The organism is Providencia sp. PROV073 (assembly GCF_033688125.1).
GTDB classification, from domain to species: domain Bacteria; phylum Pseudomonadota; class Gammaproteobacteria; order Enterobacterales; family Enterobacteriaceae; genus Providencia; species Providencia hangzhouensis.
In genome coordinates this window covers 522,850-537,689 of sequence record NZ_CP096353.1, presented here as the reverse complement: position 1 = coordinate 537,689, position 14,840 = coordinate 522,850, and the positions used below count along the sequence as shown (strand labels likewise).

Below are 14,840 nucleotides of genomic sequence, written 5' to 3'. Positions count from 1 at the left end.
AATCCACTGGATTTACACAAAAATAGAGTTAAGCAATAAAGTCAATACTAAAACTCATAAATAAAATAAAGATAATCATCAATTACTATTTAATTTAATATTATTATATTAAGTTATATCCTCAAACGTTAATATAAGAAAAATTAAAAATAAAATATCCACTTACTGCATTCTTTATGCATTAATAGCATTTATTATTTAAATACCTAACACCTTGTTCAAATATCCGTTAAAGTAATGTTAAAAAGGACTCCAAAATGATAGCAAAGTTTTATAGTTACCAACCACAGCAGGGTCACGGGCTACCCCATGACCCTATCCCATCACTCATTGGTCCTAGACCTATTGGTTGGATATCAACCTGTGATAGTAAAGGTAGAACCAATCTAGCTCCTTATAGTTTTTTCAATATTTTCAATTATTCACCACCGATATTGGCCTTCTCGAGTGTTGGTAAAAAAGATTCAGTAACTAATGCCATCGAAACAGGGGAGTTTGTTTATAACCTTGCCACGCTTTCACTCGGTGAACACGTAAATATGAGTAGTGCCACACTCGCACATGGTGAAAGCGAATTTGCATTAACGGGGCTATCCCCCCTCCCTTCAACACTCGTTTCACCGCCCCGTATCGCTCAAACACCCGTTTCAATGGAATGTGTTGTCACGCAATATCAGCAACTTAAACGGGCGGATGGGCAACTATTGGATACTTGGATGGTGATGGGAGAAGTCGTCATGGTGCATATTGATGAATCAGCCTTGAATAATGGCTTATATGATTGTGCTAGCCAGAAACCACTATTGCGTGCTGGAGGGCCAGCTGATTACTATTGGATTGAACAGCAGCAAAACCTCAAAATGTATCGACCTAAGTGACCATAAATCTGAGTAATAAGTCTCCTCCATAAGTTTATTACTCAGGTATGTTACCTTTATGGATAAAATTTACAGATTAACCGCTCGCTACTTGTTGGATAAGAAAAATGTGCCGTAATTAAATCAAACTGCGTTTCAGATGTTTGAAATGGGTTTTCCCCTGCTAAATTACGAGCAGCAAGCCTTGCCTTACACTCATCATTACTTACCTGCAATACATGAAATACATAAGATACATCAGATGATTGCGCCAAAGACATTAACCATTGACGCTGTATTGGTGTGTTGGCGGGAAAATCCATCACGATATTATTCCCAGCCTGTATCAATTGCCTAATATGGCCTTCCAATACCTGTTTTACTAAAGCACTTTTTTCGACATAGTGAGCCAATTCAGTAATTTCATTAGGATAAAGAGCGGCAAGCCATTCATCTTCACAGAGCAAAATAGTACGAGGGAGGTTAGCCAGTTGTTTCGCTAATGTCGATTTCCCAGAGGCAATTTTCCCACAAAGAAAATGCAAACGAGGTTGTTTTTTTAATAATGGAGATGCTTCTGTTAAATTCATAAATAGTTCCTTACTGAATAATTAACCAGATAAGGACAAAAAACCCGCCTTATCTGGCGGGTTTAGGATGTAGCTTATCCCCACCACTATGTGATGGTAATAATAATGCTTAAGCTTGCTACAACCTGTGACATATAAATTTCCTAAATTGAATTGTAACCAACCTATCAGAACTCAATACAAGCCGTCAAATTCAGTTGAATTACAATAACAAAAGACCTGAATAAATTCAGGTCTTTTGTTTTCGCTAATTAATGTTTACCATTTTTATGGTGATTCAGTGTCTCTTCTTTTAAATCAAGTTCATCACGTAAACGGTGATACACCCTTTCATTGATATTTTTACTTTTACGCATTTGATATAACGCGTCGCGTTTCGCTTTTAACGCCGACTTAGACATTTCGCGTTCCATATTAATCATCTTATGTAAATCATAGACATCTGACTCAGTTTCATCCGAATTATCGAGTCGTCTGCCATAAATTTCTAATAGTTGCGCCCCAACTTCAGTACGCATAGCAATTTCATCCATATCATCCGATGGGTGGTTCATTAATTCACGTAAATGTGCCATCGCGGCTTCATTTAAAGCTAAACGCGCTCGAATTTCGTCATTATCATAAGGTAAGTCTTGTACTAACCCTTTCGTTAAAATAGGCAGTGCGATACTGGCAATCAATAATGAGCATAAAATCACCCCCATCGCTAAGAAAATAGCCACGTCACGATTCGGGAATAATGAACCATCTGGCATCAATAAAGGTAACGTTAAAATACCCGCTAACGTAATCGCTCCGCGCACACCCGCTGTCGCCATTACTGCCATCATACGAATATGCATAACATCTGCTTCTTTACCGCGACGGCGTTTATGGAAGACGGTTAAAGTCATCGAGATCCACACCCAGCTAAACCGTAAAACTGCCAATGCCACGGTAATAATCGCCACATAAACAAACAGCATCCAAGGATGGCTCGCACCCGCGGCCTCTGCTACAGCAGGCATATTTGTCCACATACCCGGTAACTGTTCACCTAACAAAATGAAAATCATCCCGTTCAACGCAGTTTGTACCGTATCCCACACCGCTTTACTTTGAATACGTGTAGCAGCTTGCATGCGACCTGCAATTTTTTCATAGTGCATCGCAATACCAGCAACTACTGCCGCTAAAATACCGGAAACATGCAAATGTTCAGCTAATAAATAAGCCGTAAATGGCATCAGTAAGCTGATCATAATTTGAATTGCAGGTTCTTCCCCAGTACGCTTAACGAGCAGTTGGTTTAACCAGCCAATTGCCCAAGCCACCAGCAAACCAATTAAAATTCCGCCAAATGCCACTAATACAAATTGCCCAGCCGCTGAAGCAAGGGAAAATGTACCTGTTAACGCAGCGACCACTGCAAAACTAAAGCACACCAGACCCGTTGCATCATTCAACAATGACTCCCCTTCCAAAATATGCGCCATTCGAGATGGCAATGGGGAATTGACAGTCATGGCAGACACGGAAACGGGATCCGTTGGCGATAAAATGGCTGCTAACGCAAAGGCAACAGCTAAAGAAATGGCTGGGATTAACCAATGTATAAAGAAGCCCATACCAATCACTGTTACAACCACTAAACCTATGGCTAGCGACATTATCGGTTTAATTTCTTGAAATAAGGCTTCTTTAGGGATACGCCATCCATCAAGGAATAATAAAGGAGGAATAAATAAAAATAGAAATAGATGAGGTTCAAATTCAACTGTAAAACCGTATAAAGACAAGCCAGCCCCTAGTGCTATCTGGATCAGGGGTAATGGAATAATATCTTTGAGCAGTCGTGAAACAAAAACGCTCACAACAACGGCTAATAAAAAAACGAGTACAAGTGTCACTACTGACATTGATTGCTCCATGTTTAGCTAATCATTAATTATCAGTTATGAAGTAAATAGATAAAATGAATCAATGTAAAGTGGCAATTAATCAATCGATACAAAAATAATAAAATTAAGAAATAGCCTATCTATCATCAGGTTGCAAAAATTACCACTGACTTAAATGCCCCATAAGAAACTTATTTATCTATTTGATAAATAAATATTTAAACGCAATATCAATAATAAGTTATGTATTGCCATCAAAAATAGAACTAAACCATCATTAATCGACTATTTTGTTGTTTCTTTAGATAAATTTAGGCTACCTGATTTTTTTCTTTTTAGCTTTTTTTCATTATTTTTATCGGAAGTGCTTTTATCTGCAGTATTGGTGTTTTCTATACTATGCCGCTCAATTAATTCTTGTAGCACTTGCTTAAGAATCTTACTTTTACGTAGCCCCAAGGGAGCTAAAACAACTTCTTCGTGTTGCTGAGCTGCAATAAGTAAACCATCAACTAGTGACATTCCACTTGATGTCACACTGACAAGTGTTATGCGCTTATCACTACCATTATGGTTACTGTGGCGAACCACGTGCCCTTGCTGTTCTAGCCGTTGTAGTACGCGAGTAATTGTCGGCTGTTTACTGACTGTTTTTTGTGAGAGCTCTGTAATCCCCATCGAGCCATTACCTGCTAGTGTGGATAACACTCTCCACTCTAATATTGACAAACCTTTTTCTTCAACAATGGCATGAAACTCAGATGAAACCAACATCCAAGCCTGCCCCAATAGGGCAGGCAAATAATTATCAACAAAAACCTTTGAGTTTGCCATTCGCTCCCCTTGATAACATCTTGAATTATTGCATTTGATTACAACCCCTCAAGAGTAGCAGAAGTCGGCGATAATTCAGCTAAAACTTTCCACTTAGCAATGAACCAAACCCATCAACACGAGTTTCTAAACCCAACTTTTTTAACATCATATAGGTCGTCGCCACCGAAGAAGACAGTACAGGTAAACCAACTCGGTCTTCAATTAATTGTATTGAGGGTAGCGAAGGCATTTGCACACATGCAGAAGCCACAATTGCATCTACTTGGGTATTGAGTTTTTTCGTAATTTCCACTGGTGCTAATGGGTTTTGCCGGCCCACATCTAAATTATCTGGAATTTCCAATGAAATACTATCTACCACTTCAATGCCTTCACTTTCGATATAATCAATCACTAACTGCGTCAACGGCTTCATATAAGGCGTTAAAATAGACACTTTTTTAGCGCCCATTACATGTAAGCCGTCAACTAATGCCCCAGCGCTAGTCACTATAGGTGCTGGATGGCCGTTATCTACCGTACGTTGAAACAAACGTTTTTCTGAAATGCGATGATAACCTTTCCCCATGCTCATAATCGCAACTAAACAGGCATATCCCAGCACATCAACCGCAGCATCTGACAATTCAATAGCGCAGCGGTCACTATCGGAGTCCATTTTTGCCAGCTCCTCTTTGGTAACTTTTTGCATACGCATACGGCTTGAATGAAAGGTAAAGCGCTCCGCAAACAGAGCTTCTCTTGCCCGTAATATAGCCGGAATTTCTGTTTCCATTGTGGTATTTGATGACGGGACAATCTGCCCAATACGATATGTACGTGCTAAACTCATATCTCTCTCTCCCCAAATGACTCACCTGATTCTGGAAATACGTTTAAAGCTTCATCTTCTTGCCCATTACCGTGAAAACGTGCTGCCGTTAATGGCCGGCGGTTCACCTGCAAATCAAAGATATCAAAACGGTTATAATGCCCTGTAATATCATGCATTTGTCGTGGTTGAATACAGCGATTTAAATCAATTTCACCGTAAACAATTCCTTCTTTGTCAACCAATGGTTCGCCTATAACTCGTCCATCAGGCCCGATAATTCCTGAGAAAGCGCTATTTGGCCGAGCCAGTATCTCACGTGCTTCTGGGTGAGTTGCAGACATTGCATCCATAATCTCTTCTGACACTGTCGAACAGGAAACAATCGTAAAAACTTTGCCTTCGAAACAGTGGGCAGATGCGCGTAAACGAATCGCTTCGGCCATGTCATAGTCTTTTGGTGCAACGGGTAAGGCGATATAGCTCGCAATATGGACTAACTCGCCTTGCGCCAATAGAGCAAAACGCGCCAATGTATTGGTGTTTTCCCCACAGGCCAATGCCCCAAGAGGCCCAATACTGGTTTGATGAACTTTTAGTGAAGAGGCATCTCCATTTGCCCACGTCAGTTTTTCTGCCCATGTTGGGACTAATTTACGATGGCGTCCCAGAATTCTTCCTTCATCAGAAATCGTCACTAATGTATTATATAACGTAGCGATTCCATTAGGGTTCCGCTCATTCACACCAATTACAACATTGATGTGGTGGCGTGCGGCAGCTTGAGCAATTTTTTGTATTTCAGGCCCTGGGACTTCAATGGCAGATTTGCACAGTTTTTCAAACCATGGACTGCCATCTATCGGGTTCATCACCCAACTCCAATAAGGGTAACCAGAAATAAAAACCTCTGGAAATGCAACCAATTTCGCTCCGTTATCCGCCGCCTCTTCAATTAAACGACAAACTTTATCTACCGTAGCATTGGTATCGAGAAACACCGGAGCGGCTTGTACCGCAGCGGCTTTAAACGTCTGCAAATTAAGCATACTTCCCCCTTAAACGGCGACAACTGGATGGCGCAATTCACCAATATTCTCAACATATGCTTCAATCACATCCCCCGGCCAGACCCATTCTTGAGGTGTTCTTCCCGCCCCTACCCCTTCAGGAGTGCCTGTTGCAATAATGTCACCTGGTTCTAATGTGATCCCTTGGCTAATATCTTCAATCAATGTATTCACATTAAATAGCATGTGGCGTGTATTTGAGGATTGTTTGGTTACACCATTCACCTTCAAGCTTAAATCTAAAGTATGAGGATCTGGAACCTCATCAGCAGTGACAATGCATGGCCCAAATGGTGCATAGGTATCTTGCCCTTTAGAATAAATCCATTGCCCAGCACGGCGGCAATCACGCGCACTCATATCAATCATCAAGCTGTAGCCAAACACATAATTAAGAGCATCTTTTGCCGCGACACTTTTCGCACGAGTGCCAATAATCACCGCCAACTCCACTTCCCAGTCTAATTGTTGGGTAATTTTGGCGTTATGTTCAATGGCATCTCCCGGCCCAATCACTGTGGTTGGGGGCTTAGAAAAGATAACGGGTTGTTTTGGAAGATCTTTTGAGGTGTCTAATGTACGGCTGGATTCCGCCACGTGTTCAACATAGTTTAAGCCAATACCAAAAATATTTTTACGTGGGCGAGGTATCGGCGCCAAAATTTTCACATTTTGTACAGGCCACGCAGTCCCTGCTGGGAATTGCCCTTGATATGTATTCAGAAGTTCTGTACCAACACGCACACCTTGTGGGCCTAAATCGATAAAGTCCAACATATTATCAGGCAAGTACAGCTCTTGCTCTTGTGCCAGAAGGGCTAAATCCACTACTTGTTGATTAACAACTGCTCCTAAACGGGCTGCCGCGGTCACATCAGAACGATAAGTTATTAAGCGCATTTTCTTTCTCCTTGAATGAGGTGACTACCTCACTCACTTCTTCACGTAAATTGGAATAATAAAATTATTTATATTAATCAATAAGAAATATAATACTCACCTAGGTAACGACTTTCTGGTGACCGTCATTTTCTACTAGAGCCTCTTCATAATAGAGCCCCAAAGAGTGCATTACGGGTAAATCATTAAAGCAAAACAGACAAGCATCTTCGGTTTGTGAGGTATTCACATGTTCATGGAACATCCACGATGGCACACAGAAAATATCACGCTCTTGCCAATCAAAGCGTTGCCCATTGATCACGGAGTACCCTTGCCCTTTCGCTACTTGATAAATAAAACTTCCCGTATGGCGATGAGCTTTACCAACAAAGCCCGGACGCAGTAATTGCATACTCGCTCCAATGGTTGGCATCACAGGTCCTCCTGTGAGCGGGTTAGTGTAGTGCATCAAAACATCATCAAATACTGAGCCATCCGCTGCCTTCGCTGCACGGCACAACGCCTCGTAGGTTGGCCCCCATTGGTATTTAAATAATGGTGAATAAGGTTTATCCCAGCCGATATCGTGAGGACGTAATGCGGTTCCTCCCCACATACCAACGGGGTAATCGATAGGTCGTGTTTGTGCTTGATGTAAGTCAGGATGCACTTTGTAAAACCCAGCTTCCATGGCATTGACTAACGGGATATCCAATCCATCTTGCCAGATACAAGGTAAACCATCTTCCGCAACGCCGTGTTCATGCCATGTCCCATTCGGCGTCAGTACAAAGTCGTTGGCTTCTAGCATCATTTTTTGCCCTTCGACAATGGTATATGCCCCACGCCCTTCCATAATAAAACGCAATGCTGAGGATGAGTGGGCATGAGCCGAAGCGGCTTCTCCCGGATGCATGACTTGTAAACCTGAGTATAGCCAACCTACTGCAGCAGCCACTTCTTGGCGGCCGGGATTATTCAGATAGATCACGCGACGCCCCGCTTTTTCTGGGGTCACCAGTTCAACTGAGCGCAACACATGTTCGCGTAAATCACGGTAGCGCCACAACACAGGAACTGAGCTTGATTTGGGTTGCCACGGTTCAATCTTGTTTGCGACCGTCCATAATGCACCTGTCTTCAACGCATCTAGTTCTTGGTAATACGCCACTAGCTCAGGGGTATCTGCCACATCGGCACGCCCTGCCACATTTTCTCGGTATTGGTCATGGGAGTGTGTACTCATGCTATTTTCCTCTTTGTTTGCCAAAGCCTTTAACGCGACTTCAAGGATTGAACGAGTTGCTGACGCCCATATTCATACGGTGCCGGCCAACGAGTTTCCCACCCATAACGCGCACATTCATGTAAGACCCATGCAGGGTCAGAAAGTAATGGCCGAGATAAAGCACATAAATCCGCCCGCCCAGCGGCAATAATGCTGTTGACTTGGTCAGCATCAGTAATAGCACCTACGGCAATAACCGGTATTCCAGCTTCATTACGAATACGGTCTGCCATTGGTGTTTGGTACATCCGACCATAGACCGGTTGCTGTTGCGGTGACACTTCACCTGAAGAGCAGTCAATCATATCTGCGCCCGCTTGCTTCATTGCACGGCCAATTTCCACCGCGTCATCAACCGTAGTCCCGCCATCCACCCAATCCGTCGATGAAATACGTACACTCAAAGGTTTTGACCACACCTGACGCACAGCACTAATGACAGCTAACGGAAAACGTAAGCGATTTTCTAACGTTCCACCGTAGTTATCTGTACGCTGATTAGTTAATGGAGAAATAAAGCTCGACAGCAAATAACCGTGCCCGGCTTGCAGTTCAAGCCAGTCAAAACCAGCCGTTTCTGCTCGTTTTGCTGCCGCAACAAATTGGTCAATCACCGTAGTCATTTGTGCCTCGGATAGCTCTACCGGAATTTGTGAGATATTCGGTAAATAAGGCAACGCTGAAGCAGAAACTAACGGCCAGTTATCTGCATCCATTGGGTGATTTTCTTTCTCCCACCCTCGCTGAGTTGAACCACGACGCCCTGCATGGCCTAATTGAATGCCAATTTTGGCATCCGTTTTTTGATGAATAAAATCAGTCACACGTTGCCAAGCAGTAACTTGCTCGTCATTCCAAATACCGACACAGCCTTTTGTCACACGGGCATCGGGGGCTATAGCCGTCATTTCAGTCATCACTAGACCCACACCACCTAATGCGCGGCTTCCCAGATGTACCAAATGAAAATCATCGGGTATACCCTGATTAGCGCAATACAACAATGTTGGTGACGCGACCACGCGGTTATTAAGAGTGATACCTCGTACATGATAAGGTGTCAGCATAGGGGGCACTTTTGCCTTTGAAGTCACACCTGTTTGTTCCGCAAACCACTGCTCATAGTTTTCCAACCATACAGCATCACGCACGCGCAAATTTTCATGAGATATACGCTGTGAACGCGTTAAGAGAGAGTAGGCAAATTGCTCTGGTGCTAAATTTTCATAACGACAGACATTTTCAAACCATTCTGTCGAATTGCGTGCCGCATTCTGAATTTTCAGAACTTCGACACTGCGAACCTTCTGGTAATGCTCAAGCCCTTTACGTAAATCACCCCCTGAAGTTTTCAAGCTTTCACACAGCTCGATAGCATCTTCTAGTGCTAATTTAGTTCCAGAGCCAATAGAGAAATGGGCGGTATGAGCGGCATCTCCCATCAATACTACGGGAACGTCTTTACCTTGTGTGGGCTGCGTCCAATGCACCCAATTTCCACAAATGACCCGAGGGAAGCGGATCCAAATTGCGGCACCACGTAAATGCGCTGCGTTAGCAATCAGTTTTTCACCATCAAGCCACGGCGCAAATAGTTTTTCACAATAAGCGATGCCATCCTCTTGAGACATTTGGTCAATACCGGCTTTAAGCCAGGTTTCTTCCGTCGTCTCCACAATAAAGGTCGATAACCCTTCTTGAAATTGATAGGCATGAACTTGAAACCATCCGTGCTCATTTTTAGCGAATAAGAAGGTAAAGGCGTCAAAAATCTTCTTTGTACCTAGCCAAACAAAACGGCAACGACGTGGGTCAATATCTGGTTTAAATACGTTTTCATAACGCGTACGCACCGTACTATTAATGCCATCAGAAGCGATAAGCAAATCAGCTTGGTACTCACGAGCAATCGCTTGGTCATCCGTTACTTGGGTTTCGAATACCAGCTCCACCCCCAATTCCACACAACGGTCTTGTAATATATTGAGTAATTTTTTACGCCCAATGCCGATAAACCCATGACCACCGCTGCGGTTACATACACCTTTAAAGTGCACATCGATATCATCCCAGTGACTAAATTCTGCAGAAATCGTTTTGGCAGAAACTGGGTCCGCTTGGCGCAAATTACTGAGCGTGGCATCAGAAAATACCACTCCCCAGCCAAAAGTGTCATAAGGACGATTACGTTCCACCACCACTACACGGTTCTTTGGGTTCTGTAGTTTCATCAGCAACCCGAAATAAAGCCCTGCGGGACCACCGCCAATACACACAATATTCATGGAACTTCTCCTTTACTTACACTGGTTGCTGAGCGGTTAATGCCTGATACAAGGCGTCTGGAATGGGGATGGCTTGATGCGTTTCTAATGACGTCGTGACATAAGTTTGCGTCACTTGCATGCGCAGTACTCCATCAACACCGACACAGCGTTGATGTAACGTCAGAGACTTGCGACCAATACGCTGTACATGTAGCTCTAACATCACGTTATCCCCCATTTTGCTAATGGCCTTGAACTCCGCTTCTAGGTGTACTGTCGGCAAGCCAAAGCGTTGTTCCATGATGTAACCCGCAAAGCCTTGAGGGACTAATTCATCAACCCAACGTTCAAGTAAATTGTTAAACATCACGAAATACTGGGGGTAAAACACAATCCCTGCGGGGTCACACTCCGAAAAATGAATTTTATGTGGCTTAGTAAATATCAGTAAACTCATGATGTTATCCTTAATTCATCGCTAAACGTTGACGGCATTTTTCCAATTCTTTCCCATGTTCATCGGCCAATGCGGCTTCACGTAGTTCACGTAAATTAATAGGGGTGAGTTTGTTACCTTGCTGCGCAACGATGTCCATTAAGATTTTAAAATTACGCAACCCTCTCGCATGAGTGTCGCTATACCCCTTAACCACGCGTTGACATTCGGTAATTTCGGTTGCAAGTGCAGGGTTAGCTTTCGCTGCTTTAATTACAGCAGCTAACCACTTTTCAATGCGCTGCGTTTCTAGTTGATAACGTAACGTCGAACGTCGGCCTTTTCGCCATGCGGCTAATAGATACAACTGTAAAAAACCTAATAAAGAACTGGTAGTTATCGTGCGCCCCTTTTCGGTCATTTTGCGAAGCGCTTTGTGTAACCAATGTGGACGCATTAACCAACGACCTAAATTTTTGGGAAGCGTTTCGCAAATTTCTTCAATTCTTGGATGCATAAATTCATTGATCTCCAATAATTGATTATCTTTTGCCTGTACTTCATTGCGAACGCGAGAAAAGCGGCTATCACGAATTTTAAGGTCAGCCACTCGGATGGTGTCTTCATAGGACATCCAAAGGGCTAAGTGGCGTGCAAGCGCACGTTGCAAACGCTCATCTTGCCCGCCATCTTGCGCAAAGAGGTTATTGAGGCGATCCAAATATAAAGTGGCATAGGCAGGGTCTTGGTAGTCTATAAGTCGGCGAGTCCCTTCAGTCACGAGATACTGCACATGAGGAGAGAATTCATGTTGGATACGAGCTAATAGTTGCGATACCTGCTTATTTTTTGGTGAATATACGGTGTTCTTTGTGGACTCCGGCTGATATGCATCTTCGGGTTTAGTCGCTTTTTCTGCCCCTAATGTAAAAGCTCGCAAACTTGGTTTTACGCCAACGCCCCCACGTACAATCGTTTCTTCAAATTGTGCGCGGCTAAATGGTAAAACACCGGAACCAAACAGCGCACCAAATAAAACAGCACTAATCACACTGCCACTTTCTTGTGCTGCTTGTGCCATATCAAAGTGAATAAACTGACGCGCAGATGCCGCAGTGTGGCGAATTAATGCTTGGCTATCGACTCGCCCATCACCCATGGCTGATTTTTCCGCGATAGAGTAAACACGGTGTGTTGAACTGATCAATGTTGTGCGCTCTGGGGTAACAAAGCCGCGCTGTACTGCTCTGCCTGCTTCCATTAATTCAGAGGCCAAAACAACATCAACATCACCGGGCATCGGCATAAGCGCTAATACAGGAGAAGGCGTTTGTGGGTTATCAGCACCTGGGAATAATTCCACATAATAAATTGTTGCCCCCGTGCGCTGTGCCACGCCAGGCACTGAAGTCGTTTGAGCAAAATAACCGTTTTCTTCACTTAGGTTGACAACCCAGTCGGCAAGTACTCCACCGCCTTCGCCGCCCATGGCTAAAATGGCAATTTTAATCGGCTGTAATGCGACTTTTGTTGATGGTAATGCAGTTGATAAAGAATTCATGCATCCCCCTTAGAAACTAAATTGTTCACGACGACGTGCGTCACGACGCTGTAAATAGCCAATAAACCAACCGCGTACACGATGGCGCAATTTGTCCCAGCCATTAGGGTTAGTAATAATTTGAGCTTTAAAAAAAGAAGGGCACAAGACAGCAGCGTGAGAGACTTCACCACATAGCCCACAACCGACACAGCTATCCATCACTGTTGCAACCGGGTCTGTTCTTAATGGGTCTTGGCTTGGTTTAATTGATAAAGACGGGCAACCAGATAAACGAATACAAGAGTGATCCCCCGTACAGGTATCAGGGTCGACACCAAAACGCTCACGTACCACTCGTTTGCCTGCGGCAACATCACTACGCACTTTTTTCTTTTCGCGGCGTTGTTTGTTCAACATACATTCGCTTTGCGCAATCAGAACCTTGGGCCCTTGCTCATCGGTTGTTAAAGCTTCACGTAACGTATTTGTCATGGTTTTTAAGTCATAGGTGTGTTTAATGGTTTTCACCCAATTAACACCCACCCCTTTCACCGCTTTTTCAATTTCATGACCAGTACTACGGGTTGGATTCAACGCTGTCGAAGAGAGAATATCTTGCCCTCCTGTCGCAGAGGTATAGCTGTTATCAACCACAATAGTTAAGTTATCGCTACGGTTAAAAACACTATTGGCAATACCACTGGTTAAACCGTTATGCCAGAACCCCCCATCTCCCATCACTGAAATCGCGCGTTTCCCAGCCTTTGCATTCAAAGCCGCAGCCCCTGCGCCTCCTAGCCCATAGCCCATGGTGGTATTCCCCAAATTAAAGGGCGGTAGAATAGAAAATAAATGACAGCCGATATCCGCACTTACATGATGTTCGCCTAATTCACGCTCCACCAACTTCATCGCAGTAAAAATAGGCCTTTCGGGGCAACCTGTGCAAAACCCTGGTGGGCGCGCATGGACAGATTCATCTAATGTTGGCTCTGCTGCATTCACGTATTCAGGTAAAGATTCTTCAGATTTTTGAGTGGCAATATTAATCGTTGGAATACGAATCTGTTTTGCAGCCGCTTTGACTTGTGGAGCTATCTTTCCATAGCATTCAAAAAACGAACGTAAACCCGCAAGCACTGTTGCAGTATTATATTCCCCCGCCATTGGCAGCATATCCTTACCATGCAGGGCAATATCAATCTTGCGTTGACGCAAAATATTCGCCACATTTTGCTCAACAAAATTTGGCTGGCCTTCTTCCAAAACTAGAATGGCTTTTTTATGACGACAAAAGCGTTCAAATTCATCGTCAATCAATGGATAAGCCACATTCATCACATATAAAGGAATTTGGCTATTACCAAAAACATCCGCTAGCCCTAGCTGATTTAATGCGCGGATCAACGTGTTGTAACAACCGCCTTGTAGCGCAATTCCAACATCATCCGAGTCTTCTGAAAAAAATTCATTTAACTCATGTTGTTGAATAAATTTAATTGCAGCGGGCCAGCGAGCTTCTATTTTTTCTTTTTCATGTAAGAAACTAGCAGGGGGTAATACTATGCGACTGACGTCTCGAGTTGGGTTCTCAAGCGCATCTTTGACGGTAAATTTAGGGCGCTGATTATCTGCGCAAACAAATTGCCCGTGAACGTGACAAGAACGAATACGCATTTGTAACATAACGGGTGTATTACTGGCTTCAGAGAGCTCAAAACCATCTTTCACGGCTTGAACGATAGACGGTAAATTGGGCCGAGGGTCAAGCAACCACATCTGCGATTTCATCGCAAAAGCATGGCTACGCTCTTGCATAATAGAAGAGCCCTCACCATAGTCTTCACCAACAATAATTAAAGCACCACCTAACACACCACCCGAAGCTAAGTTAGCTAAGGCATCAGATGCGACATTCGTCCCCACTGTTGCTTTAAAAGTCACAGCTCCACGTAGTGGATAATTAACTGAGGCTGCTAAGGTTGCCGCTGCAGTTGCTTCACTTGCGCTATTTTCAAAGCGAATACCATATTCAGATAAAATATCTTGTGCGTCAGCAAGGACATCCATCAAATGGGAGATAGGAGCACCTTGATATCCCGCAACATAAGATACACCCGACTCTAATAGCGCTTTTGTAACAGCAAGGATCCCTTCACCACTGAAGGTTTCACCTTGCCCTTGCCGTAATTTTTGAACTTCTTGTACAAACGATCGCTCAGCCATTTTAACCTCACCAATCAACATCAGAACGTTTTTATCTTTTTTGTGTTTATTATTTGTATATCTTTTGTTAATAACAGGTCAATCCATGATTAATCATGTAAATTAGATTTATGCAGAGAGTGGATAAGGCTTGCAGATAAGGGACAAATAGTG

The 14,840-nt window shown here is 43.4% G+C and carries 12 protein-coding genes; 1 reads left to right on the top strand and 11 read right to left on the bottom strand.

Going from position 1 to position 14,840, the window contains the following annotated elements; translation table 11 throughout:
- Positions 1–257 precede the first annotated feature (257 nt).
- Positions 258–878 (top strand): flavin reductase family protein, encoded by a 621-nt coding sequence (locus M1F17_RS02310; RefSeq protein ID WP_112307398.1) that lies wholly within the window; start codon positions 258–260, stop codon positions 876–878.
- A gap of 56 nt (positions 879–934) precedes the next feature.
- Here M1F17_RS02310 and M1F17_RS02305 read toward each other — a convergent pair whose 3' ends face one another.
- The 11 genes from M1F17_RS02305 to M1F17_RS02255 form a co-directional block, all read right to left on the bottom strand.
- Complete coding sequence (locus M1F17_RS02305) at positions 935–1,447, bottom strand: AAA family ATPase (protein WP_096864579.1); 513 nt, start codon at positions 1,445–1,447, stop codon at positions 935–937.
- A 251-nt stretch (positions 1,448–1,698) separates the two neighbouring features.
- Complete coding sequence (locus M1F17_RS02300; protein ID WP_318837214.1) at positions 1,699–3,345, bottom strand: Na+/H+ antiporter; 1,647 nt, start codon at positions 3,343–3,345, stop codon at positions 1,699–1,701.
- A 267-nt stretch (positions 3,346–3,612) separates the two neighbouring features.
- Complete coding sequence (locus tag M1F17_RS02295) at positions 3,613–4,161, bottom strand: MarR family winged helix-turn-helix transcriptional regulator (RefSeq protein WP_004261083.1); 549 nt, start codon at positions 4,159–4,161, stop codon at positions 3,613–3,615.
- A gap of 79 nt (positions 4,162–4,240) precedes the next feature.
- Positions 4,241–4,996, bottom strand: a complete 756-nt coding sequence (locus tag M1F17_RS02290) for an Asp/Glu racemase (protein ID WP_094961439.1) — start codon at positions 4,994–4,996, stop codon at positions 4,241–4,243.
- Positions 4,993–6,024: a carbon-nitrogen hydrolase family protein gene (locus M1F17_RS02285; RefSeq protein ID WP_140172607.1), complete on the bottom strand. Its 1,032-nt coding sequence runs from the start codon at positions 6,022–6,024 to the stop codon at positions 4,993–4,995. The genes M1F17_RS02290 and M1F17_RS02285 overlap by 4 nt, the downstream gene beginning before the upstream one ends.
- A gap of 9 nt (positions 6,025–6,033) precedes the next feature.
- Positions 6,034–6,945, bottom strand: a complete 912-nt coding sequence (locus M1F17_RS02280) for a fumarylacetoacetate hydrolase family protein (RefSeq protein ID WP_094961441.1) — start codon at positions 6,943–6,945, stop codon at positions 6,034–6,036.
- A 100-nt stretch (positions 6,946–7,045) separates the two neighbouring features.
- Positions 7,046–8,173: a cupin domain-containing protein gene (locus M1F17_RS02275; protein WP_004261095.1), complete on the bottom strand. Its 1,128-nt coding sequence runs from the start codon at positions 8,171–8,173 to the stop codon at positions 7,046–7,048.
- A 29-nt stretch (positions 8,174–8,202) separates the two neighbouring features.
- Positions 8,203–10,500 carry a bifunctional salicylyl-CoA 5-hydroxylase/oxidoreductase gene (locus M1F17_RS02270; RefSeq protein ID WP_180312336.1) on the bottom strand — a complete coding sequence of 766 codons (2,298 nt, stop codon included), beginning with the start codon at positions 10,498–10,500 and terminating at the stop codon, positions 8,203–8,205.
- Positions 10,501–10,516: 16 nt separating this feature from the next.
- Positions 10,517–10,939 (bottom strand): acyl-CoA thioesterase, encoded by a 423-nt coding sequence (locus M1F17_RS02265; protein ID WP_094961443.1) that lies wholly within the window; start codon positions 10,937–10,939, stop codon positions 10,517–10,519.
- Between the two features lie 10 nt (positions 10,940–10,949).
- Positions 10,950–12,479: an indolepyruvate oxidoreductase subunit beta family protein gene (locus M1F17_RS02260; protein WP_050763769.1), complete on the bottom strand. Its 1,530-nt coding sequence runs from the start codon at positions 12,477–12,479 to the stop codon at positions 10,950–10,952.
- Between the two features lie 9 nt (positions 12,480–12,488).
- Positions 12,489–14,687, bottom strand: coding sequence for an indolepyruvate ferredoxin oxidoreductase subunit alpha (locus M1F17_RS02255; RefSeq protein WP_094961459.1), 2,199 nt, complete (start codon positions 14,685–14,687; stop codon positions 12,489–12,491).
- Between the last annotated feature and the right edge of the window lie 153 nt (positions 14,688–14,840).

Excerpts from the sequence above, each read along its gene's own strand:
- M1F17_RS02300 (WP_318837214.1), bottom strand. The coding sequence starts at position 3,345 with ATGTCAGTAGTGACACTTGTACTCGTTTTTTTATTAGCCGTTGTTGTG.
- M1F17_RS02295 (WP_004261083.1), bottom strand. The coding sequence starts at position 4,161 with ATGGCAAACTCAAAGGTTTTTGTTGATAATTATTTGCCTGCCCTATTG.
- M1F17_RS02285 (WP_140172607.1), bottom strand. The coding sequence starts at position 6,024 with ATGCTTAATTTGCAGACGTTTAAAGCCGCTGCGGTACAAGCCGCTCCG.
- M1F17_RS02305 (WP_096864579.1), bottom strand. The coding sequence starts at position 1,447 with ATGAATTTAACAGAAGCATCTCCATTATTAAAAAAACAACCTCGTTTG.
- M1F17_RS02310 (WP_112307398.1), top strand. The coding sequence starts at position 258 with ATGATAGCAAAGTTTTATAGTTACCAACCACAGCAGGGTCACGGGCTA.
- M1F17_RS02265 (WP_094961443.1), bottom strand. The coding sequence starts at position 10,939 with ATGAGTTTACTGATATTTACTAAGCCACATAAAATTCATTTTTCGGAG.
- M1F17_RS02280 (WP_094961441.1), bottom strand. The coding sequence starts at position 6,945 with ATGCGCTTAATAACTTATCGTTCTGATGTGACCGCGGCAGCCCGTTTA.
- M1F17_RS02290 (WP_094961439.1), bottom strand. The coding sequence starts at position 4,996 with ATGAGTTTAGCACGTACATATCGTATTGGGCAGATTGTCCCGTCATCA.
- M1F17_RS02275 (WP_004261095.1), bottom strand. The coding sequence starts at position 8,173 with ATGAGTACACACTCCCATGACCAATACCGAGAAAATGTGGCAGGGCGT.
- M1F17_RS02255 (WP_094961459.1), bottom strand. The coding sequence starts at position 14,687 with ATGGCTGAGCGATCGTTTGTACAAGAAGTTCAAAAATTACGGCAAGGG.
- M1F17_RS02270 (WP_180312336.1), bottom strand. The coding sequence starts at position 10,500 with ATGAATATTGTGTGTATTGGCGGTGGTCCCGCAGGGCTTTATTTCGGG.
- M1F17_RS02260 (WP_050763769.1), bottom strand. The coding sequence starts at position 12,479 with ATGAATTCTTTATCAACTGCATTACCATCAACAAAAGTCGCATTACAG.